Source organism: Rhizobium sp. CB3171 (assembly GCF_029714265.1).
Lineage (GTDB): Bacteria > Pseudomonadota > Alphaproteobacteria > Rhizobiales > Rhizobiaceae > Rhizobium.
Map to the genome: position 1 here is coordinate 3,636,231 of NZ_CP121652.1, position 21,270 is coordinate 3,657,500.

19 protein-coding genes (1 of these 19 cut by a window edge) are annotated in these 21,270 nt (G+C 61.0%); 5 read left to right on the top strand and 14 right to left on the bottom strand.

Going from position 1 to position 21,270, the window contains the following annotated elements; all coding sequences use genetic code 11:
• Nucleotides 1-73: 73 nt before the first annotated feature.
• The gene (locus QA648_RS17625) at nucleotides 74-682 is read right to left on the bottom strand and encodes a cadmium resistance transporter (protein WP_283048361.1); all 609 of its coding nucleotides are present in this window, start codon (nucleotides 680-682) and stop codon (nucleotides 74-76) included.
• Between the two features lie 90 nt (nucleotides 683-772).
• Nucleotides 773-1,312: an SH3 domain-containing protein gene (locus QA648_RS17630; RefSeq protein WP_283048363.1), complete on the bottom strand. Its 540-nt coding sequence runs from the start codon at nucleotides 1,310-1,312 to the stop codon at nucleotides 773-775.
• 181 nt (nucleotides 1,313-1,493) lie between these two features.
• On the opposite strand from QA648_RS17630, the gene QA648_RS17635 reads away from it, so the two are divergent.
• Nucleotides 1,494-2,495, top strand: coding sequence for a D-glycerate dehydrogenase (locus QA648_RS17635; RefSeq protein WP_104821547.1), 1,002 nt, complete (start codon nucleotides 1,494-1,496; stop codon nucleotides 2,493-2,495).
• 1 nt (nucleotide 2,496) lies between these two features.
• Here QA648_RS17635 and QA648_RS17640 read toward each other — a convergent pair whose 3' ends face one another.
• The 6 genes from QA648_RS17640 to QA648_RS17665 all read right to left on the bottom strand — a co-directional run bounded on the left by QA648_RS17640 (nucleotide 2,497) and on the right by QA648_RS17665 (nucleotide 11,028).
• On the bottom strand, nucleotides 2,497-2,967 hold the full coding sequence (locus tag QA648_RS17640) for a GNAT family N-acetyltransferase (RefSeq protein ID WP_283051397.1): 471 nt from the start codon (nucleotides 2,965-2,967) through the stop codon (nucleotides 2,497-2,499).
• Nucleotides 2,968-2,972: 5 nt separating this feature from the next.
• Complete coding sequence (locus QA648_RS17645; protein WP_283051398.1) at nucleotides 2,973-3,743, bottom strand: molybdopterin-synthase adenylyltransferase MoeB; 771 nt, start codon at nucleotides 3,741-3,743, stop codon at nucleotides 2,973-2,975.
• Between the two features lie 38 nt (nucleotides 3,744-3,781).
• Nucleotides 3,782-4,909 carry a DNA replication/repair protein RecF gene (gene recF, locus QA648_RS17650; protein ID WP_283048366.1) on the bottom strand — a complete coding sequence of 376 codons (1,128 nt, stop codon included), beginning with the start codon at nucleotides 4,907-4,909 and terminating at the stop codon, nucleotides 3,782-3,784.
• Between the two features lie 309 nt (nucleotides 4,910-5,218).
• A complete protein-coding gene (gene dnaJ / locus QA648_RS17655) occupies nucleotides 5,219-6,367 on the bottom strand; it encodes a molecular chaperone DnaJ (RefSeq protein WP_104821550.1) in 1,149 nt (382 codons plus the stop codon).
• Between the two features lie 84 nt (nucleotides 6,368-6,451).
• On the bottom strand, nucleotides 6,452-8,368 hold the full coding sequence (gene dnaK / locus QA648_RS17660; RefSeq protein WP_104821551.1) for a molecular chaperone DnaK: 1,917 nt from the start codon (nucleotides 8,366-8,368) through the stop codon (nucleotides 6,452-6,454).
• 293 nt (nucleotides 8,369-8,661) lie between these two features.
• Nucleotides 8,662-11,028, bottom strand: a complete 2,367-nt coding sequence (locus QA648_RS17665; RefSeq protein WP_283048369.1) for a transglycosylase domain-containing protein — start codon at nucleotides 11,026-11,028, stop codon at nucleotides 8,662-8,664.
• Between the two features lie 256 nt (nucleotides 11,029-11,284).
• On the opposite strand from QA648_RS17665, the gene QA648_RS17670 reads away from it, so the two are divergent.
• The 3 genes from QA648_RS17670 (at nucleotide 11,285) to QA648_RS17680 (ending at nucleotide 12,277) form a co-directional block, all read left to right on the top strand.
• Entirely contained in the window at nucleotides 11,285-11,473 is a 189-nt protein-coding gene (locus QA648_RS17670; RefSeq protein WP_104821553.1) for a hypothetical protein, read from the top strand.
• Between the two features lie 85 nt (nucleotides 11,474-11,558).
• On the top strand, nucleotides 11,559-11,681 hold the full coding sequence (locus QA648_RS17675) for a hypothetical protein (RefSeq protein ID WP_260303263.1): 123 nt from the start codon (nucleotides 11,559-11,561) through the stop codon (nucleotides 11,679-11,681).
• A 353-nt stretch (nucleotides 11,682-12,034) separates the two neighbouring features.
• Nucleotides 12,035-12,277, top strand: coding sequence for a DUF982 domain-containing protein (locus QA648_RS17680; protein WP_104821554.1), 243 nt, complete (start codon nucleotides 12,035-12,037; stop codon nucleotides 12,275-12,277).
• Nucleotides 12,278-12,504: 227 nt separating this feature from the next.
• On the opposite strand, the gene QA648_RS17685 is transcribed toward QA648_RS17680, so the two are convergent.
• The 6 genes from QA648_RS17685 to QA648_RS17710 form a co-directional block, all read right to left on the bottom strand.
• Nucleotides 12,505-13,341: an SH3 domain-containing protein gene (locus QA648_RS17685; protein WP_283048372.1), complete on the bottom strand. Its 837-nt coding sequence runs from the start codon at nucleotides 13,339-13,341 to the stop codon at nucleotides 12,505-12,507.
• A 745-nt stretch (nucleotides 13,342-14,086) separates the two neighbouring features.
• Nucleotides 14,087-15,544 carry an efflux transporter outer membrane subunit gene (locus tag QA648_RS17690; protein WP_104821556.1) on the bottom strand — a complete coding sequence of 486 codons (1,458 nt, stop codon included), beginning with the start codon at nucleotides 15,542-15,544 and terminating at the stop codon, nucleotides 14,087-14,089.
• Between the two features lie 352 nt (nucleotides 15,545-15,896).
• The gene (locus QA648_RS17695) at nucleotides 15,897-16,841 is read right to left on the bottom strand and encodes a phosphoribosylaminoimidazolesuccinocarboxamide synthase (RefSeq protein WP_283051400.1); all 945 of its coding nucleotides are present in this window, start codon (nucleotides 16,839-16,841) and stop codon (nucleotides 15,897-15,899) included.
• 129 nt (nucleotides 16,842-16,970) lie between these two features.
• Complete coding sequence (locus QA648_RS17700; RefSeq protein WP_283048374.1) at nucleotides 16,971-18,716, bottom strand: SLC13 family permease; 1,746 nt, start codon at nucleotides 18,714-18,716, stop codon at nucleotides 16,971-16,973.
• Between the two features lie 78 nt (nucleotides 18,717-18,794).
• Nucleotides 18,795-19,478 carry a phosphoribosyltransferase gene (locus tag QA648_RS17705; protein ID WP_283048376.1) on the bottom strand — a complete coding sequence of 228 codons (684 nt, stop codon included), beginning with the start codon at nucleotides 19,476-19,478 and terminating at the stop codon, nucleotides 18,795-18,797.
• Nucleotides 19,465-20,301, bottom strand: coding sequence for a pseudouridine synthase (locus QA648_RS17710; RefSeq protein WP_283048378.1), 837 nt, complete (start codon nucleotides 20,299-20,301; stop codon nucleotides 19,465-19,467). The genes QA648_RS17705 and QA648_RS17710 overlap by 14 nt, the downstream gene beginning before the upstream one ends.
• A gap of 355 nt (nucleotides 20,302-20,656) precedes the next feature.
• Here QA648_RS17710 and QA648_RS17715 point away from each other — a divergent pair, with 355 nt between their 5' ends.
• Nucleotides 20,657-21,270, top strand: the 5' portion of a protein-coding gene (locus tag QA648_RS17715) for a response regulator (RefSeq protein ID WP_283048381.1). It continues 106 nt past the right edge of the window; only the first 614 of its 720 coding nucleotides appear in the window; the start codon lies at nucleotides 20,657-20,659; the stop codon falls past the right edge of the window.

The following is a 21,270-nucleotide window of genomic DNA, read 5'->3' on the forward strand; positions in this document are numbered from 1 at the left end:
AATTGAAAGCCGCTCGCAGCAGACCGCTGCAGCGGCTTTTGCTTGAGGTGTCACGGCCAGCAAACGAAATCTATCACCATAGCAACCGAAAGGTTCCGGCCTCGTGGAGAATGAGAATTCCAAGCGCCACGAGAACGAAGGGCACCACCCGATACCCATAGCGACGGATCGGCGCACCGATCGTCGGGTGATTGACCAGGAAGTGCGCGGCGCCGAGCCACAAAGCCGTCATGACGACAAACACAATGGCGATGATGGTGATCTCATCGCTCGTGCGCGTGGCAAATAGCGGCGTGTAGATGCCGATATTGTCGCCACCATTCGCGATGGTGACCGCCGCGACGGCTATGATATTGCCATGCCCGATCGACGCCTTTTCGTGATCTTCCGGATCACTCTCTGCCTCAAAGCCCTGCCACAACGTCCATAGCTTCTTCAGGCCAAGAATGATCGGCACCAAGCCGAGGAGGCCGATATAGGCGGCGGGAATAACGAGAGAGATCAGGGAGGCGAGCACGCTTACGCCGCAAAGAACGCTAATGCCCAGATATTGGCCGATGACGATTTGGCGCGGGTGGAATTTGCGGTCCGCAAAAAATCCGAGCAGGACAAAAATATCGTCCACGTTCGTCGATGCAAACAGGACGATCGCTATGCCGAGATTCCCGAGCAAATATTCCATGATCACCGTTCCCGCTCTTGATGCCAGATGCATCGCCGCGTCGAAGAATCACGCGGTCGCGGCTACCATGGAGCTTTGAGGGGCTTTCTTTTACTTGAAGGCTTCGCCGGGGTAGGCGCCCCAGATTTCGGATTGCGCCACCCAGCCTTCGGTGCCGTCGGCGGTCGCCAGGCACCAGTCGCCGGTGCATTCGCGGATGTTCATCATCACGCCCGGCTGGAGCTTGGCGATGACGGTGCTCGACGGCTGCGCGTCGCGGCGCATATTGACGAAGACCGCCTTGCCCTTGCCCTTCATCCACGGCGCGGCGATGGCCGAGCGCTGGCCGGACAGCAGCGACTGGTTGACCCAGCCCTCGGTGCCGTCGGCATCACGCACGCGGCGCCAATTGTCGTATTCCTGGATGATTTCGACCGGCAATCCCTGCTTAAGATAAAGCCATGACACGGCGTAGTCGGCGCTCGGGCCGATGCGCAGGTTGACGCGCTTCGATTTCAGCGTGACGAATCGCGGCAGCGGCAATCCGCTTGGGCCCTTGGCGGCCTGGGCCGCGGCAAGATCGGCGGTGGCGCCGGCCATCATCAGGCCGATCGTGAAAACAGCGCAGGACTTCAGGACTTTGCCACGCATAGGGATTTCCGTTCGCTCATCATGACCAAGGCGGCCTATCGTTCCGGTTTATCGGCAAATCCCTGCGCCGCGCCCACGAGTTTTATTTGTCTTCGCCTGCGGGTCTGGTAGAAATGCTCGGAACGGGAAAATTATCCTGCTTCTTGGTTAATAACATCTAAACAAGGCATCGCCGGTCGCCATGACGACGAAGAAAAAACCGAAGGTCTATATCACGCGTAAACTGCCGGATGCAGTGGAGACGCGGATGCGCGAACTCTTCGATGCCGAGCTCAACATTGACGATACGCCGCGCACGCAGGCCGAGCTTGTGGAAGCCATCCGCTCCGCCGATGTGCTGGTGCCGACAGTCACCGACCGCATCGATGCCGCATTGATCGAGGAAGCCGGGCCGCAGATGAAGCTGATCGCTAGCTTTTCCAACGGCACCGACCATATCGACGTCGAAGCGGCGGCCCGTCGTGGCATCACCGTCACCAACACGCCGAATGTCCTGACCGAGGACACGGCCGACATGACCATGGCGTTGATTCTTGCCGTACCGCGGCGCCTCGCCGAAGGTGCGCGCGTGCTGACGGACAAGCCCGGCGAATGGGCCGGCTGGTCGCCCACCTGGATGCTTGGGCGCCGCATTCACGGCAAGCGTATCGGCATCGTCGGCATGGGCCGCATCGGCACCGCCGTCGCCCGCCGCGCCAAGGCATTCGGCCTCTCCATCCACTATCACAACCGCAAGCGCGTCAGCCTGGCGACCGAAGACGAGCTGGAGGCGACCTATTGGGACAGCCTCGATCAGATGCTTGCCCGCGTCGACATCGTCTCCGTCAACTGCCCGTCGACGCCGGCGACCTTCCATCTGATTTCGGCGCGTCGGCTCGCTCTGCTGCAGCCGACGAGCTACATCGTCAATACAGCGCGCGGTGACGTCATTGACGAGACGGCGCTGATCAAGATTTTGCGCGAAGGCAAGATCGCCGGCGCCGGCCTCGACGTCTTCGAGAACGAACCGGCCGTCAATCCAAAGCTGGTGAAGCTCGCCAACGAGGGCAAGGTGGTGTTGCTGCCGCATATGAGCTCGGCCACGCTCGAAAGCCGCATCGACATGGGCGACAAGGTCATCATCAATATCCGCACCTTCATCGACGGCCATCGCCCGCCGAATCGCGTCCTGCCGTTTCGCTGAATTAAATCAGGGCTTTGCGCATCTCGATCGACGTCGTGCGGTCGAAGCCGGCGTGGCGATTCTCGGCGGTTTTGGCGAATCCCCAATTGGCAAAGGTGGCGTGATTGCCGGTTAGCTCAATCCGCGTTTCCAGCCGCAGCACACGAAGGCCACGCTCCTGTGCGGTCGTCTCAGCGAGCCCTAACAAGCGCCTGCCGATCCCCTTGCCCTGTGCGGCCGGCAAGACAGCGAGCTTGCCGATATAGAGGCTGTCTGGTTCCGGACGACAGAATATGCAGCCGGCTAATCGATCGTCATCGAATGCGATATGGCCGATTTCAGTTCTCGCTTTTTCCCTGAGCGATTGCGCGGTCAGCGACAGCGCCGAAGAGGGGGGATCGATCCGTCCGTCCATATAGGCGAAGGAGGCGAGAATGAGCTCAAGCAGCTCGTCCCAGCGGCCGAAGCTGTCTTCGAGACGCTGAAGAGTGATATCGGTCATTCGGCCGCGGCCTTAGCGCGCTTGCGGCGATAGCGGATGGTTTCGAAGCGGGCGGCGAGCCCGTCATAGAGCAGCAGCCGGCCGATCAGCGGTTCACCGATGCCGGTAATGACTTTGATCGCCTCCATCGCCATCAGCGTGCCGATGACGCCTGTCAGCGCGCCGATGATCCCGGCCTCGGAGCAGGCGGGAATGAGGCCTTCGGGCGGTTGTGTGGGGAAGAGGTCGCGATAACCAGGGTTCAGCGTGCCGTCGGCGCTGGCCTCATAAGGTTTCAGCGTCGTCAGCGAGCCGTCGAAGCGGCCGACCGCGCCGGTCACCAGCGGCAGGCGCGCCAGCTCGGCCGCGTCGGCCGCGGCATAGCGCGTATCGAAATTATCGGAACCGTCGACAATGAGATCAAAACCGGCGAGAAGCCGCGCGGCGGTCTCGATGGAAAAACGTTCCTCGAAGCGAATGGTGCGCACATGCGGATTCAGCCGTGCAATGGCATTGGCTGCACTTTGCGTCTTCAGCTCGCCGATCGTGCCGGTATCGTGGATCACCTGCCGCTGCAGGTTGGAGAGCGAGACGCGGTCGTTGTCGGCAATCCCAAGCGTACCGACGCCTGCGGCGGCAAGATATTGCAGCACGGGCGCACCGAGCCCGCCGGCGCCGATTACCAAAACCCGCGCCGCTTTTAATTTTTGCTGCCCGGCGCCGCCGACTTCGGGCAGCAGGATGTGGCGCTTGTAACGGGCGATTTCGTCTGGGGTCAAAGGGTCCATGGCCATGATACTATCACGCTCCGCGGAAAATTCTCCGCCTATGATTTCGAAATGCCGCCATGCGCGACGGTAAAGAATTGCGCCCGTTCGCCGAGCGCTGAAAACATTGCCTTGTCCGTGCCGGTCATGAAGGCCTGGCCGCCGAGCCCGTCGATCAGGTCGAAGAGCGCTGTGCGCCGGCCTTCATCGAGATGCGCGGCGATTTCATCGAGCAGCAGGATCGGCGCATGGCCGGTCAAGTTGCCGACGAGGCGGGCATGGGCGAGGATAAGGCCGACGAGCAGCGCCTTCTGTTCCCCCGTCGAGCAGCGCTCCGCCTCCATATGCTTCTCGCGATGACGCACCAGCAGATCGGCCCGATGCGGGCCATCAAGCGTGCGTCCGGCGGCCGCGTCGCGGTATCGTCCTTCGCGCAGCATCTCGGCATAGCTGTCCTCGAGATCGACCGCCGGGCGATCGAATTGCCCGTCGAGGAAACCGGAGAGCTCGAGTGCGGCGGATGGAAAGGGCGTCGCCTCGCGTGTTTCCGCGATCAGCCGCGAGAGGAGGCCGAGCATCTCCTGCCGGGCGAGCGCCATGGCGATGCCGAGACTCGCCATCTGCTCCTCGATGCCGCCAAGCCAGGACGGATCGAATCGGCCTTCGGCGAGCAGTTTGTTGCGGCTGCGCATGGCGCGCTCGAAATCGCTGGCGCGGCGGCCATGGGCGGGATCGAGCGACAACACGAGCCGGTCGAGAAAACGGCGGCGCTCGGAGGAGCCGCCGGTGAATAGCCCGTCCATCGCCGGTGTCAGCCAGAGCACGCGTAGATGGTCGGTCAGCTCGTCCACGGTCTTGGCCGGTGCGCCATTGATCCTGAGCTTGCGCGCCGTCGCCTCGTCGGTCGCGTCGACGCCGGTCCCGATTTCGACTTCGCCATTCATGCCCTCTAGCTCGGCAAAGATCGAAAAGCCGCCCGATGCGTCGACGCGGATGATATCCGCATAAGCCGCGCGCCGCATCCCGCGCCCGGGAGAAAGGAAGGAGACCGCCTCCATCAAATTGGTCTTGCCGGCGCCATTGTCGCCGGTCAACACCACATGCCGCTCGTCAAGCGCAAGCGACGCCGCCGCATAATTGCGGAAGTCGGTCAGCTTCAGGCGCGAGATGAAAACCTTGTGCGGCATCGGGCATCCGGATTCGTGTCGATGGCCGAGGCGTATGCCGAACCCTGCGCAAGTGCAAGGATTTTGCCGATGGGCATGGAAGAGAGGTGCATCGGAGCGACGGCGGGGCCACCCGCGTCCTTCGACAGGCTCAGGATGAGGGTGGAGAAGCTCCCGAGCCGAACCGCATAGATCAGCCCTCTTAGTGAGGAGGTCCATGAGGCCGTCTCGAACCACGAGGGCGGGTGATTCGCCCTCAAAATAAAAAACCGGCCGAATCACCGGCCGGTTTCACGTGAAGCAATGTGATTCGCCGCCCCGTTTTGTAGCTCAGTCGCTGAACGTGTCGAAGAAATCCTTCATGCGGGCGAAAAAGCCCGTTGATTCGGGATTGTTGTCCTTCGAGGAGATCTGCTCGAATTCCTGCAGCAGCTCGCGCTGGCGCTTGGTGAGTTTTTGCGGCGTTTCGATCTGGATCTGGATATAGAGATCGCCGACCTGGCTGGAGCGCAGCACAGGCATGCCCTTTGCCTTCAGGCGGAATTGCTTGCCGACCTGCGTGCCTTCGGGAACCGTGACGCGCGATTTCGTGCCGTCGAGGGTCGCGACGTCGAAGGTGCCGCCAAGGGCAGCCGTCGTCATCGAGATCGGCACGGCGCAATAGAGATCGGCGCCGTCGCGCTGGAAGAACTCATGCGGCTTGACGGAGAGGAAGATGTAGAGATCGCCCGAAGGCCCACCGCGCAAGCCGGCTTCGCCTTCGCCCTGCAACCGGATGCGCGTGCCATCCTCGATGCCGGCCGGGATGTTGACCGAAAGCGAACGCTCTTCGGTCACGCGGCCCTGGCCGTGGCATTTGGTGCAGGGATCGGGAATGATCTGACCGCGGCCATGGCAGGTCGGACAGGTGCGCTCGACCGAGAAGAAACCCTGTGCAGCCCGTACGCGGCCCGCGCCCTGGCAGGTGCCGCAGGTCTTCGGCTGCGTGCCCGGCTTGGCGCCGGAGCCGGAGCAGACATCGCAGGTGATCGAGGTCGGCACGCGAATCTGCGCCGTCTTGCCGGTAAAGGCCTCTTCCAGCGAGATTTCCATGTTGTAGCGAAGATCGGCGCCGCGTTCGCGACCGCCGGAGGAGCGCCCGCGCGAGCGTCCGCCACCCATCATCTCGCCGAAAATATCTTCGAAAATGTCGGAGAAGCCACCGCCGCCGAAGCCGCCGCCGCCAAATCCGCCGCCATTGCCCATGCCGCCATGCTCGAAGGCTGCATGGCCGTAACGATCATAGGCCGCCCGCTTCTGCGGATCCTTGAGCGTCTCGTAGGCTTCGTTGATTTCTTTGAACTTTCGCTCGGCGTCCTTATCCTCCGGGTTCTTGTCCGGATGAAATTTCATCGCCAGCTTGCGAAAAGCGCTTTTCAGCTCTTTTTCGTCCGCCGTTCTGGCGACACCCAACGTGTCGTAAAAGTCCGCTTTTGCCATTAAGGAATAGACCCCGGAAATGGATTTCCGGCTGCCCTAAGGCAGCCGGATCTGAGTTGCAGCAAAACCTGTTGAGGCTTGCGATTATGCAGACCGCTTGCGGTCGTCCTCGTCCTTGATTTCCTCGTAGTCGGCATCGACGACATCATCCTTGCCGCCTGCCGACGCATCAGCGGTGGAGCCTTCCGCCTGCTGGGCCTCATAAATGGCCTGGCCGAGCTTCATGGAGACTTCCATGAGGGTCTGGGTCTTGGCCTTGATGTCTTCGGCGTCCGGCTCGGAAGCTTCGGTCGCTGCCTTCAGCGCTGCGATCGCCTCGGAGATCGCGTTGCGGTCGGCTTCGGTGACCTTATCGCCGTAATCCTTCAGCGACTTCTCGCTGGAGTGGATCAGGCTTTCAGCCTGGTTCTTGGCTTCCACGCCTTCGCGGCGCTTCTTGTCCTCGGCAGCATGGGCCTCGGCATCCTTGACCATCTTTTCGATGTCGGCGTCGGAAAGACCGCCGGAAGCCTGGATGCGGATCTGCTGTTCCTTGCCGGTGCCCTTGTCCTTGGCCGAAACCTGCACGATGCCGTTGGCGTCGATATCGAAGGTGACTTCGATCTGCGGTACACCACGCGGAGCCGGCGGCAGGCCGACGAGGTCGAACTGGCCGAGCAGCTTGTTGTCGGCAGCCATTTCGCGCTCGCCCTGCGAAACGCGGATGGTCACGGCCGACTGGTTGTCGTCGGCGGTCGAGAAGGTCTGCGACTTCTTCGTCGGGATCGTCGTGTTACGCTCGATCAGACGGGTGAAGACGCCGCCCAGCGTTTCGATGCCGAGAGACAGCGGGGTCACGTCGAGCAGCAGAACGTCCTTGACGTCGCCCTGCAGAACGCCAGCCTGGATGGCAGCGCCGAGTGCGACGACTTCATCCGGGTTGACGCCCTTGTGCGGCTCCTTGCCGAACAGTTGCTTGACGATTTCCTGTACCTTCGGCATGCGGCTCATGCCGCCGACGAGAACGACTTCATCGATCTCGGCAGCCGTAACGCCGGCATCCTTGAGGGCGGCCTTGCAGGGAGCGATGGTGCGCTGAACGAGATCGTCGACCAGGCTTTCCAGCTTGGCGCGGGTCAGCTTCAGCGTCAGGTGCTTCGGGCCGGTGGCGTCTGCCGTGATGAAGGGCAGGTTGATTTCGGTCTGCTGCGAAGACGACAGTTCGATCTTGGCCTTTTCGGCAGCTTCCTTGAGGCGCTGCAGAGCCAGCTTGTCGCCCTTGAGGTCGATGCCGTTGTCCTTCTTGAACTCAGCAACGAGATATTCGACGAGGCGCATGTCGAAGTCTTCACCGCCGAGGAAGGTGTCGCCGTTGGTCGACTTCACTTCGAAGACACCGTCGCCGATTTCCAGGATGGAGATATCGAAGGTACCGCCGCCAAGGTCGTAAACGGCAATCGTCTTGCCGTCCTTCTTGTCGAGGCCATAGGCGAGCGCGGCAGCGGTCGGCTCGTTGATGATGCGCAGAACTTCAAGACCGGCGATCTTGCCGGCATCCTTGGTTGCCTGGCGCTGCGCGTCGTTGAAGTAAGCGGGAACGGTGATAACGGCCTTTTCGACCTTTTCGCCGAGGTAGGATTCGGCGGTTTCCTTCATCTTCTGAAGGATCATTGCGGAAACTTGTGCGGGCGAATAGCCCTTGCCTTGTGCCTCGACCCAAGCGTCGCCGTTGTCACCGCGGACGATCGTGAAGGGAACGAGGTGCTTGTCCTTCTCGACGGTCGGATCTTCGTAGCGGCGGCCGATCAGGCGCTTGACAGCGAAGAGGGTATTGGTGGGGTTGGTGACCGCCTGGCGCTTGGCCGGCTGGCCGACGAGGCGTTCGCTGTCGTCCGTGAAGGCTACCATCGAGGGGGTGGTGCGTGCGCCTTCGGCATTCTCGATCACTTTCGCGTCCTTACCGTCCATGACGGCGACGCAGGAATTCGTGGTTCCAAGGTCGATACCAATTACTTTTGCCATGTCATTCTCTCCTTGAAGCAAGCTATCGGAACCCCTGTCAGGCATTCCATTGACAGCCCCTTACGGGATGGTCTTGAGGATTGCGCAGCCATGACTGCGGTGATGCCGCGTATATAAGTAGCGGTTTTACTGACTGCAAGGCAGGAAATCACCCGGAATCCAGCAAAACGAATGGTTTGTCGCGCAAATTCCACAGTGCCACATCGAGGTTGTGAACCCTTGGGAATTGGCGCGACCATCTATCAGATCAGCCTTGCCCCTGCCATGCAAGCGGCAATGCCAGGAATCGCTTCTTATTGCCCGAGGATGACATCGAGAAGCGAGGAGCGGTGCCGCCGTACCGTCGCCGTTATCGGGCCGGGATCGCCGATATCGGCAGGCGGGATATCGCCGGTATCGTACTCGTCCGAGCTGTAGGGATTGTTGTCGGCAAGGCCCACGGGCGGCAGATCCTCGGGATCGTCACTCAGCGTCGCCTGATCGACGGGCTGTTGGCGCTGTTGAACCGGTTGCTGCGCCGGCCGTTGCTGGAGCGTCGGCTGGCCCTGCTGCTGCGAAGCCTGCCCGCCATTGCCGCCGAGCGCGCCAGAGATAATCGAGCCGATTGTCGTCTGCTGGTCGGTATTCGGTGCGGATGCTACCACCGGCGCGCCATTGTCGATGATCTGGCCGCCGCCGAAGATCGGCGTCGGCGTCAGGCCCTTATGAGCGGCGACCATGAATTCCTTCCAGGCCTTGGCCGGCAGCCCGCCGCCTGTGACCTTTTTCATCGACTTGCCGTCGTCATTGCCGAACCAGACGCCCGTCGTCAGATGGCTGGTGAAACCGACGAACAGCGCATCGCGGAAGGACTGCGTGGTGCCGCTCTTGCCGGCCGCCTGCCAGCCGGGGATGCGGGCCGCCTTGCCGGTGCCGAAATTGATGACGCCGGTCATCATCGTGTTCATGTTGGTGACGACATCGGGATTCAAAACCCGCGGCGGATTGTCGAAATTCGCCTGGTAGAGCACCTTGCCGGAGGCGGTCGTCACCTTGGTGATGACATGCGGCGTCGCCTTGTAGCCGCCATTCATGAAGGAGGCATAGGCCGAGGTCAGCTCCAGCAGCGAAACTTCCGATGTGCCGAGCGCGATCGAGGCATTGGCCTGCAGGTCGGATTCAATGCCGAGCCGATGCGCGACCTTGACCACCTGCTCCGGTCCGACTTCCATCGCAAGTTGGGCGGCCACCGTGTTCAGCGAATGGGCGACGGCCGTGGCGAGCGTCACGGGTCCGTTATATTTCTGCTCGTAATTCTCCGGCGCCCAATTGCCGATCTTCACCGGCGCGTCGTTGCGGATCGAGTTCGGCGTCAGGCCCATTTCCAGCGCCGCGGTATAGACGAAAGGCTTGAAGGCCGAGCCCGGCTGGCGCTTGGCGGTGACGGCGCGGTTGAACTGGCTCTGCGCATAGTCCCGCCCACCCACCAGTGCACGGATGGCGCCCGTTGCATCTACGGAGACGAGGGAGGCCTGCGAAGCGTTGAGTTTCTTGCCGTCCTTCGCAAGCACATCGTTCAGGGACTGTTCGGCCTTCTGTTCCAGCGAGGTGTCGATCGTGGTGTCCACCGTCAGATCTTCTTTGACGGCGCCGCCGATCAGGCCGGGAAGCTGGTCCATGACCATATCAGCGACATAGTTCTGGGCGCCGCTCCAATAGCTCGTCGCGTGCGTCGGCGGCTGCGACATCGCCGTCTTGATATCGGCTTCGCTGATGAAGCCCTGGTCGCGCATCGCCTGCAGCACGAGCTGGGCGCGGGCCTCGGCAGCAGCCGGATCGCGGGCGGGCGACAGTTTCGACGGCGCCTTGACGAGGCCAGCAAGCATGGCCGCTTCGCCGAGATTGACGTCGCGGGCTGATTTGTTGAAGTAGCGTTGTGACGCCGCCTCGACGCCATAAGCGTTCGCGCCGAAGTAGACGCGGTTCAGGTACATCGTAAGGATCTGGTCCTTGGTGTACTTGTGCTCCAGCCAGATGGCGAGCAGCACTTCCTGCACCTTGCGTTCCAGCGTGCGTTCCGGCGACAGGAAGAGGTTCTTGGCGAGTTGCTGTGTCAGCGTCGAGCCGCCCTGCACGGCATGCCCGGTCAGCACGTTCGTCACCACCGCACGGCCGAGGCCGATCGGATCGAAGCCGAAATGCGAATAGAAGCGGCGGTCCTCGATGGCGACGATTGCCTTGGGAATATAGGGCGACATATCGCTCAGCGTCAGGGCTTCACCGCCGGTCGCGCCGCGATTGGCGATGACGCTGCCCTCGAGATCGGCGATCTTGACGTTCGGCGGCCGGTCGGGGATGGACCAGGTGCTGGCGTTCGGCATGCGCGATCCGTAGTAGACCACGAGACCGGCGGCGGCGATGCCGGCCCAGAGGCAGAGCACGAGGCTCCAATAAATCACAGAGCGCACGAAGCCGAAGAAACCACCGCCGCGCTCGCGCCGCGGCTGCTTGCGCCGGCTCTTGGAGCGGCGCGGCCTCTCCGGCGGAGGGTCCTCGCTGCGCCGGGAAGAGCGCCCGCCGCCGGCAATCCGCTCGCCCGCGCTGAAACCATCATCGCCGCGTTCGCTGCCGCTTGAAAACGAGGGCTCTATCCTCTGGCCTGATCTGCTTTTGCCTGCCATTGCGGACCGGTCTTACCCCCGATGGTTCCATATTCCGATGTCTGGTGCCGGGGCCGCTACGCGCCCGCTCGTTCCCCGCGTTTACGCCGCCTGGGCATCAAAGCCCCGGTGAACTGTAAATGCGGCGATTTAAGGAGGAATTAAAAACATCCTTAACCGGTCGCAGCGGCAGCATTTGTCCATCCACAACGGGTTTGTTCAAGGAACTTTTGTTTTTCTCGTGCATTCTTTCCTCATAAAATAAGAGGGCGAGCAAATGAGTTCACATATCAACTTCGAGAAGGTCGGCGAAAATAAGCTGCGGGAAGTCTGGAGTGTCGAGGATTTCGTGCGGCGTCATCGGATTTGCAAGGAAGAGGAAATTCGGCTGAAGAAGCTGTTCGGCGACTTCGCCACCAAGCAGGAGTTGCTGTCGAACGCGCAGAGGCCCCCACTATTTCGCTAGAAAGCTGTTTCGTTAGAGCGGGTGGTAGGCCGAACGCGACGTTCATCCTGGGCGACCAGTTGGTCCGTTGCGGGGGAGCCTTATCATGTGGAAACGCTTTGAACTGTGGCTGATCGATCAGCTCGATCGGATTTTCGGATTGGAACGGCTGGCCCGTCGCGCCGGCTTTTCGGCCGATGATGCCAAGCGGATTGCACGGGAAAAGTAAGTGCATTTGGCGGCTCACCGCAAAGAGATCATCAATCGGCCGATAGATCCGTAGCGCTACGGGTGGGACGGTTTAATTCCAGATCGCAAAAATCCTGATATCGTCCCGTTTGGCGGAAAATGACGCGTGCTCCATTCACGCTGGAACTTTACGCTCGTTAAAAGCTTTATCCTTACGTGAAACTCTACTCATTCGTCGGCCGCTTCATCCAGCCGGCGAATTTGCCTCTTCAGATGGTAGAAGCGTTTGCAATGTTCCATATTTTCGAATGCTCTGATTGAGGTTATAGTGGAGTTGTGCGGCCGTCTTCAGGACGGTTCCAAGCACGTGGTAGCGCGTGAGGAGGAGTATTCATGCGACATATCAAATGGAGCAACCCGATCGAGATCGGTTTCGCTCAAGGCAGCTCTCAGATGGTCACCGGCCCTTCCGAGGCCTTGAATTGCATGGCTAACCTCTGGCCAGATCGGCGCGGTCCGCTTTATGTGGCTGCGAGAAGCGTCTGCCGAGCTGCGATCGACGGACGGAAATCCGCTGAAGAAGCCCGCGAGATGTTTATTTCGGCGATGCGCGAAGCGCATTTGAAAATCCATTGAGGCAGCGCGGCGCTTCGACGCCGCCTGATTACTCAACCCTTCTGAGCCGGCGAACGCCGGTCGCCGTCGCGCAGCTTTAAAGACGCGCTCATCCCCCACATCGTCAGTCCCGGTTTCGCCGTCGCATCCCCGCTGAACGGCCGGATTTTCCGATCCCTAATGAACCCATGCAAAAGGCCAGCGATGTCAGTCGCTGGCCTCATCATTTCGCTGCCATGAAGGCAAGATTACCGGTTGGAGCCTCTTGGCGTCATACGGCAATTAGGTTGATCTGCCGGGCAGGGATCGACATGGTCTGGGCTATATGGACCTGGCGAACCGGCATTCGGCCGTGGATTGTTCTGTTGTGGTTGCACCTGCTGAGGCTGCACCTGCCGCGGCTGCGCCTCTTGTTGTTGCGGCTGGGGACGGCGCTGCTGGTCGTCCTGGCGGTTGCTGTCACGCCGACGGTTGCCCCAACCCTGATTGTCGTCGGGCTGCTGGCGGCCCCAGTCCTGGTTATTGTCCCAGTCGCGATTGCGGTCTCTTCGCCGGCGCCAATCATCATTGTCCTGCTGGTCGCTCCAGTCGCGGTTTCGGTACGGGCGACGATCCCAGTTGCGGTCCGGTTCATCGTTCCAATCCGATCCGCGGTCCCAACCCGGGCGGCGGTCTACCCAACCTGGTCCGCGCCGCCAGCGGTCACGGTCGCGGTAGAAGTCGCGGCCACGGTAATAACGATCCCAATAATCATCGAAATTGAAGGTGATGGTCGGAATGCCGAGCGGCCGGTAATATCGCGGTCCGACATAGATGCGGCGCGATTGGTAGGTTGCCTGGATGTACTGACCGGCGACCCAGCCGCGCCCGCCAAAGAAGGAGACGTCGCACCATGGCGTTTCGTTGAGGCAGCCGTTGATTTCCAGCGGTGTGCCGGCGGGGATCATGGTCACTGCCGGATACCGCGTGCTCGGGCCGGACCTCATGTTGACGTTGGCGGTGGAAAAACCCTCTGCGGCTTCCGCGATTGCCGGGATCGCAATGAATGCGGTCAGCGCAAGTGCGGCAAGAAACTTATGTCTCATCAATGCTCTCCTTTGCGCGTCGCCGGCAGGATAGGATTGCCCGGCGGCTGCGCTGATTGCTGTTGCCCGCTTGCCCAGCATATCCACCAAGGGACATGCGGTGCGGTTACAGGACCCGGCATGCCGTTTCCAGTTTCGATAAGATAAAAGTTAGCGCGGTCGCGGGATTTGGTTAGGGTCCAGCGCTATTCCTTCAATCTTTTCAGCGGTTTTACGAGAATTTGCATGAATGCAGGTTGAACGGATACGCGCATAACTCTCAAAATTTGCATTAAATTTTAGACAGCTTCACTTATTTATCTTGAGGGTTACTAAGGCTTTAGTGCGCGGAATGGCGCGTTCTGCAGTAATAAGGCTTTGAGAATAAATTTAACGGCCTTGAAATCGCCACCTTGCCACCCGATATAAGCTGCAGTCAGACAGCCGGTGGATGCTTGGCGCGCTTAGAGCGAGCCGTTTTCATTCCCTGGCAATTGCGGAACTGACGTTGACCTTGTGTTAACCTTTCGCGATCAATCTGGCTGCAGTTCTACCTTCCCTTTGACCACGGATGTACTGGCACTGATGTGAGGGTGGATGACGAAAGGCCGGTTTGCTCCGGCCTTTTTGTTTTTCGATGGCGTGCTTTGCGGAAGCGGAGCGCGCCATTTTTAATTTGGCCCCATTTATTTCGACCAAAGAAAAACCGCCGCAGTTTCCTGCGGCGGTTCGTATGAGAAGCGCCCGACGAAGCCGGGCGGTATCCTTAGTTGACGGTCTTCTTGGCAGCGACCTTGACGACCTTGGCATCCGGCTTTGCGGCTACGGTTACCTTTTTGGCGGGAATGTAGCCGGCGCCGATATTGACGTTCAGCGAGATATAGTCGAGAGCGCTCTGCTGAACCGCCTGGGCGAGGCTTTCCTGCGCCGTTGAAACGTTGCGCTGCGCATCGAGAACGTCGAGCAGCGAAGAGGCGCCGTCCTTGTAGCTTGCCGTCGAGAGTTCGAGGGCTTCCTGATAGGACTTCACCTGCGCCCGCAGTGCGGCAACCGTCTGAGCATCGCGGCTGACAGCCGACAGGGCGTTTTCGACCTGTTCGACACCAGACAGCACGGTCTGCTTCCAGACGATATACTGCTCGCGGCTGGTGGATTCGGCGTTCTTGACGTTGGCGCGCAACGCGCCACCGTCGAAGATCGGCAGCGACAGGCTTGGGCCGAACGACCAGGTCGTCAGGCTGCCGCTGATGGACTTCGTGTGAATGTAGGACGGCGAAATCGAACCGCCGAGCGTGATCGTCGGAAAGAGCTGGGCCTCTGCCACGCCGATCTGAGCGGTCGCAGCGGCAAGGTTACGCTCGGCGACACGGATGTCGGGCCGGTTGCGGATGAGGTCGGCCGGGACGCCCGTATCGACGCGGCCGCGGAATACCGGCTGGCTGCCGCCACCGTGCAATTGGGCGATAATGGTCTGCGACGGTACGTTCAGCAGGGTCGCGATATGATGCACCGCCTGGCGGTAGCTGATTTCGAGGCCTGGAATTTGAGAAAGCTGCGAGTTGACGAGACCTTCGGCCTGGACGACGTCGAGGCGGGACGCGGCGCCGGCGTCGAGCTGGAACTTGGTGAGTTCAAGCGTTGAGCGGCGGGACTTCAGGTTGTCCTGCGCGATCGAGATGAGGGCCTGATAGTAGCGGACGTTGACGTAGCTGTTCGCCAGATCCTGCAGATAGGTCAGGCGAGCAACGTCGACGTTGGAATAGGCCGCATCCAGCGATGCGTTGGCGCTTTCCTTGGCGCGACGATATTGGCCCCACAGGTCGAGCAGCCACGAAGCCGTGGCATCGCCGCTGGTGGTGTTTCGCGTTTCGGTTTCCGTACGCAGGCCGCCCTTCTGGCCGCTGGTCGTATTACCGCCTGACACAAGGAGGCTAGGCATTCCGCCGGCTGCGGCCGAGACGACCTGCGCCTGCGCCTGATTAATGCGTTCCAGCGCCTGCTGGATATTGAGGTTTTCTGCAAGTCCCTGCTCAGCCAGGGTGTTCAGCTTCTTATCGCCGAAGGCGGTCCACCATTGTGAACTCGAGACGTCGCCGTTGATCTTCGTACCGCCCTCCGAGAACTTGGCCGCGAGGGGCATTTCCGGTGGCTTATGATCGGGGCCGCTGACGCAACCTGCCAGAAGAAGCAGCAGGGCGGGGGCGGCAGTACGAATGGATACCATCACATTATCCCACAATTCATTTTACATGATCACTAACTTACGGGGTCAGCGTGACCCCCATGTGTGTCGGCGCTTCTGTCTACGCAATACCAACAAACGACCCGAAGCATTCGGCGTCAATCTATCAACAAGTTTGCAATAGCACAGTGCCTTTTGCGATTTTTCGCGGCGGAACACGTGTGGGAACATGACAAATAGGGGGGTTCCGGTAAAAAAATTATGAAGTGTTGCAAAAAAATACCCTCCGCCTTGCTACTTTAAGCGGTAAGTGCGCAAAAATACCATATTTTGCGCAACTAAAGGACGGTGTCTCCAGACACTCCATGGGCGAAATGACCATTCGGACGGTTTGTTATGGGAAATAAGGGGAGAGGCTTGCGCGAATCCTGTCCCGCGGTGTTGCACCGCGGTCGTCGGGAACAAAGGGCGTAGCCGTGATCGCTTCGTAAGCGCGGATATACACCTTTGAGGTCTGCTCGATCAGGTCGAGCGGAATTTCGGGTATCTCGTCCTTGTAAGGATCGCACCGCTCGGTCACCCAGGCGCGGACGAAATCCTTGTCGAAACTTGCGGGGCGCGCGCCCCTTTCGAAGCTGTCTTGGTAACTGTCGGCCAACCAGTAGCGGCTGCTGTCCGGCGTATGAATTTCGTCTGCAAGAAGGATATTGCCGTCTTCGTCGGTGCCGAACTCATATTTCGTGTCGACGAGGATCAGCCCCCGTTGGCGGGCAATCTCCTGGCCACGGGCGAACAAAGCCAGCGCGTAATCCGACAATGTCTGCCATTGCTCCTTCGTCAGGAGCCCATGCTCGATGATCTGCGCCGGCGTCAGCGGTTCGTCATGGCCGCCGTCGAATTCCTTGCTGGTCGGCGTGATGATCGGCTCCGGCAGGATCTGGTTGTCGCGCATGCCGTCCGGCAGCGTGATGCCGTACATCTCGCGCTGACCTTTCTTATAGAGCGTCAGGATCGAGGTGCCGGTTGTGCCGGCAAGATAGCCGCGCACGACGACTTCCACCGGTAGGATGTTCAGCCGCTTGCCGACGACGACGTTCGGGTCGGGATAGGCGATGACGTGATTCGGGCAAATGTCCTTCGTCGCCTCGAACCAGTAGCGGGCCGTCTGCGTCAGCACCTGTCCTTTATAAGGGATGCAGGTGAGGATGCGGTCGAAGGCGCTCAGCCGATCGGTGCTGATGATGATGCGGCTCCCATCCGGCAGGTCATAATTTTCGCGCACCTTGCCGCGGTAATAATTGGGCAGTTCCGGAAAATGGGCTTCGGAGAGAATTCGCAACATAGTCACCAGTAGGCTCGTGCATCCGCCCGGCGGACGCTTCATGGTTGGACCCTTAACGCATAATGCCGAAAATCGGAATCGATTTTCGGACGGGATCATCGCCATCCGTTCAGCGCGGCTGCGCCCTCAGATCCAGAACCAGCCGATCAACGCGAGCGCCAGGCCGTAGCTGAAAATGGTCAACAGCCAGCCGGCGCGTAGGAAGTCGGTGAAGCGATAGCTGCCGATGCTCATGGTTAGCGTATTGTTGTGATGGCCGAAGGGCGTGATGAAATCGAGCGAGGCGCCGGCCGCGACGGCAATCAGATAGGCGTTGGCGGAATGCCCCGCCTTTGCCGCCAGTTCGAAGGCGACCGGCGTCAGCACGATGGCGACCGTGGCGTTGTTGACGAAAGGGGTGATCACCATCGCCAGGAACAGGATGAGCGCTACACCGAAAACCGGTCGCTCGATCGGCACGATCGTGCCGAGCCCGCCCGCCAGCATCTCCGCCGTCCCGGACGTCGCCACCGCGGCGCCGAGCGGGATCATCGCCGCCAGCATAATGATGATCGGCCAGTTGAGATCGGCGATCGCGGCGCGCAGGTTGATGAAGTTCAGCAGCGCCATCGCCAGGATGACGCCGGCAAACGCGATCTCGGGGCGAAGCAGGCCAGTGGCGGCGACAAGCACGCCGCAGGCGAAAATGAAAAGCGGCCAGAAGGAGCGCAGCGGCGGTGTATGATCATAGCTTGCGGCCAGCGGCAGGCATTCGCATTCCTCCAGTGCTTCGGCGATGGCGTGTCTCGGCCCTTCCAGCTTGAGGATATCGCCGATCGACAGCGTAAGATCGTCGAAGCGCCCTTCGATGCGCGGCGAGCGCATGGAAAGCCCGGTTATCGCAACCCCTCGCGAGCGAAAAACCTCCAGCGATTGGATGCGCGAGCCGATCAGCGTGCTTTGCGGCATGACTACCGCTTCGCTGCGAATGAAATCGGATCCATAGGGGTCGGGATGGGATTCGAGCATCAGCACGCCTTTTGCCAAGAGCCGGTCGAACAGGACGTCCGGCCCCTCGGCAAGCAGAATGTCGCCAGCCTCGATCGCAGTGCCTTCGACTGCGGGGACGAAGCGGCTGCCGCGGATCAGGGCATGCGGCTGAAGACCGAAGGCCCGGCGGCAGTCCACCAGCCGCTGCCCGACCAGGGGAGAGCCATGTGGTATACGGCGTTCGGTAATCATCTGCCGGTCTATGGCTTGGCCCGGCGCCGCATCCTCCTCACCTGATTTGGGAAACAGCCGCGGGACGGTTGCGGCAATCAAAATCACGCCGACGATGGCCACTGGCAGGCCGACATAGGCGAAGTCGAAGAAGTGGAAACCGTGTCCGGTCACCCTCAGCAGGGCATCGCTGACCAGAAGGTTGGCCGGCGTGCCGATCAGCGACACCAATCCGCCAAGGAGTGCCGAAAAGGAAATCGGGATCAGCAACTGTCGCCGCGGAATGGCGGTGACATCGGCAATGCGCAGCGCCACCGGCAGCGCTATGGCATAGGCGCCGATATTGTTCATGAAGATCGAGATGAAGGCCGTCAGTCCGGCAAGCGCTCCGATAATCACAGAGGTTGGCAGGTCTGTTGCAAGCAGGCGATCCGCCAGCGCGCCGAAAAGCTGCGCCCGCGCCAGTACCTGCACGATCAGCAGGATTTCGATCACGGTGATGACGACTGGGCTTGCGAGGCCGGAAAACACCCCTTCCGCCGGATAGAGGCCCAGCGCATATCCGGCAAGCAGCCCCGCGATCGAAACGACCTCGATCCGGAAACGGCCAAGACAAAACAGCGCCAGCATGAGGCCCAGAAGGATCAGCAGGGATGCTTGTTCGAACGTCATGGGCGGGTCCCGGAGATTCGCCAGGACCTAGAATGAACCAGCCTGCCGGTCCTGTACAGCCCCGGCACCGAACTGCCGTCAGGCAGGCTTGTTCCAGCCGCCGTTTCCTGCTTTTTCAAGAATCGGCGTCGAAAACACGCCAACGATCCGCTCGCCCCATGGCTTGCCGGTGGCATTGAGCCGCTCCCGCCAGCGCTCGGATTGCAGCATGGCCGCCCCGATCACGACAGGTTCGATGCCGCATGCGGCCAAAAGCTCCAGGCCGGAAACGATAGAGGCACCGCTCGAGATCACGTCGTCGATCAGCGCAACCCGTTTTCCCTGCAGGAGCGGCAGCATACGCGGGTCTATATAAAGACGTTTTTCCTGGTTCGGCGTCGTAATGGAGGAAAGCGAAACCGACAGATCCTCGCGATACCAGAACTTACGCGAGGTGCCGAGCGGCACATAACGCTGATGGCCGAGGACCCGGGCAACCGCGCTTGCCAGCGTCAGCCCGAGGGTCGGCAGTCCGACGACGACATCGACATCATGCGCGGCAATGCGCACGGCAAGCGCTTCGGCCAGCGCGTCCTGCACAGGAAAACTTGCCTGATTGATGATCAGCGAAGCGAGCGCATGGTCGCCATCGGCGAGCAGCCGGATCGGCAGGCGCAACTGCCGCCCATCGGGCAGTTCCGCCACATAGAAATCGCGGAATTCACCGATTGCATCAAAGCTTCGCGGCGGATCAATCTCCTGCCAGAAATCATGATGCTGCATCGCGTCCGGCCTTCAGTCCATTTCGTCCGTTCTTTTCCATGCCCGCCCGGCGGCGAAGTCCGACAATCTCGGCTTCCGTCAGCGCCCGGACCGCGCCTTTCGCAAGGTCGCCGAGCGCGATGTCGCCAAAGGAGACGCGCACCAGCCGCAGACATTCGATGTCGAGCGCCTCCAGCATCCGCCGAATCTGCCGGTTGCGCCCCTCCCTGAGCTCGACTTCGATCCAGCCATTGCGGTCGCCACTGCGCAGCAGACGGGCGGAGATGGCCGTCAGAAGTTCGCCATCGTCGACGATCCCCCGTTCCATGCGGCTCAAGAGCTCCTGGTCCATGATGCGGTTAACCTGCACATGATAGATCTTGCTCACATGCGTGACAGGATCGAGCAGCGCCTGCGCCAGCACGGTATCATTGGTGAAGAGAAGCAGCCCTTCGCTTGCCTTGTCGAGCCGTCCGACCGGCGCTAGATGCCGGGCGTCGATATCCCTCAGACAGTCGTAGACCGTCGGCCGGCCCTCGGGATCGTCGCGTGTCGTCACCAGACCGCGCGGCTTGTTCAGCATGAAATAAAGCTTCTTTTCCGCCGAGATTTCGATGCCGTCGACGGCAATCCGCGCCCGGTCGAGATCGATCCAGGCAGCCGGATCGGTAATCTTGCGGCCATCAACGGCAACACGGCCGGCTGCGATCAGCGCTTCGGCCTGAGTACGCGAGCAATAGCCGAGCTTCGACAGCGCCCGCGGCAGGGTCACGCGCTTACCCTCCGCCTCCTGCCGGGCCTTCCCCGCCTTGCCCGATCTTTGCGGCGCACGCCTTTGGCTCACCCCGTTGCCTCGTCCTTGTTGTGTCGATGGTTAGGCGTACCGGCCCGATAAAGCATGAGGCCAATCCTTCGCACGACGAACGTCGCGACGCAAATCGCGTCAAAGGGAAACACACAGGAGAGACAGGGCTCGCGCCTTGTCAACGCGAGCCCTGCCGGCGGACCGGAGCGGCGATGGGTCGGGTGCGGCGGTGCCGGGGTAGCTGCCGCCGCCCGCTCCGGAGGGGGGCCGTCGCGGCGAAACCTGCATGGCGTCTGTTGCCGGAATTTTTCAGAACGGCGGAAATTTGTTACAGTTTGTATCACCGGCCGTTTCCCTGTTGTCAAAACCGCCCTTCGCCTCACATGGATGATCCATGGTTTCTGCATCGCTTCTTCTGGTCGAGGACGACCGCGAAATTCGGGCGCTTCTGGAGGAGTTCCTGAGCCGCGAGGGTTTTGCCGTCGATGCGGTCGAAAGTGCCGCCGCCATGGATCGCGCGCTGGCCAGGGGTTTTCCCGATCTCATCATTCTCGATCTGATGCTGCCGGGCGAGGATGGCCTTTCTGCTTGCCGTCGCATACGGGCGCGCAGCCAGGTGCCGATCCTGATGCTGACGGCGAAGTCCGATGATATCGACCGGATTCTCGGCCTTGAAATGGGTGCGGACGATTATCTCGGCAAACCCTTCAATCCGCGCGAGCTTTTGGCGCGCATCCGCGCCATCCTGCGCCGCGCCGGCCCCGAACGCCCCGAGGAGGGCGGCGGTCCGCGCCGACGCAAGAGTTTTGCGGGCCTCATCGTCGATCTCGACGGCAGGGCGATCGAGATCGAAGGCGAGGGGCCGGTGCGCCTGACGACTGCGGAATTCGATCTGCTTGTCTGTTTCCTGGAGCGGCCGCGCCGGGTGCTGTCGCGCGACCAATTGCTGGATTGGACGCGCGGACGCGGCGCCGATCCTTTCGATCGCACCATTGACGTGACCGTCTC

What these genes read in the sequence shown, in the direction of transcription:
- QA648_RS17625 (WP_283048361.1), bottom strand. Translation starts at nt 682, where the DNA reads ATGGAATATTTGCTCGGGAATCTCGGCATAGCGATCGTCCTGTTTGCA.
- QA648_RS17630 (WP_283048363.1), bottom strand. Translation starts at nt 1,312, where the DNA reads ATGCGTGGCAAAGTCCTGAAGTCCTGCGCTGTTTTCACGATCGGCCTG.
- QA648_RS17635 (WP_104821547.1), top strand. Translation starts at nt 1,494, where the DNA reads ATGACGACGAAGAAAAAACCGAAGGTCTATATCACGCGTAAACTGCCG.
- QA648_RS17645 (WP_283051398.1), bottom strand. Translation starts at nt 3,743, where the DNA reads ATGGACCCTTTGACCCCAGACGAAATCGCCCGTTACAAGCGCCACATC.
- recF (WP_283048366.1), bottom strand. Translation starts at nt 4,909, where the DNA reads ATGCCGCACAAGGTTTTCATCTCGCGCCTGAAGCTGACCGACTTCCGC.
- dnaJ (WP_104821550.1), bottom strand. Translation starts at nt 6,367, where the DNA reads ATGGCAAAAGCGGACTTTTACGACACGTTGGGTGTCGCCAGAACGGCG.
- dnaK (WP_104821551.1), bottom strand. Translation starts at nt 8,368, where the DNA reads ATGGCAAAAGTAATTGGTATCGACCTTGGAACCACGAATTCCTGCGTC.
- QA648_RS17665 (WP_283048369.1), bottom strand. Translation starts at nt 11,028, where the DNA reads ATGGCAGGCAAAAGCAGATCAGGCCAGAGGATAGAGCCCTCGTTTTCA.
- QA648_RS17670 (WP_104821553.1), top strand. Translation starts at nt 11,285, where the DNA reads ATGAGTTCACATATCAACTTCGAGAAGGTCGGCGAAAATAAGCTGCGG.
- QA648_RS17675 (WP_260303263.1), top strand. Translation starts at nt 11,559, where the DNA reads ATGTGGAAACGCTTTGAACTGTGGCTGATCGATCAGCTCGATCGGATT.
- QA648_RS17680 (WP_104821554.1), top strand. Translation starts at nt 12,035, where the DNA reads ATGCGACATATCAAATGGAGCAACCCGATCGAGATCGGTTTCGCTCAA.
- QA648_RS17685 (WP_283048372.1), bottom strand. Translation starts at nt 13,341, where the DNA reads ATGAGACATAAGTTTCTTGCCGCACTTGCGCTGACCGCATTCATTGCG.
- QA648_RS17690 (WP_104821556.1), bottom strand. Translation starts at nt 15,544, where the DNA reads ATGGTATCCATTCGTACTGCCGCCCCCGCCCTGCTGCTTCTTCTGGCA.
- QA648_RS17700 (WP_283048374.1), bottom strand. Translation starts at nt 18,716, where the DNA reads ATGACGTTCGAACAAGCATCCCTGCTGATCCTTCTGGGCCTCATGCTG.
- QA648_RS17705 (WP_283048376.1), bottom strand. Translation starts at nt 19,478, where the DNA reads ATGCAGCATCATGATTTCTGGCAGGAGATTGATCCGCCGCGAAGCTTT.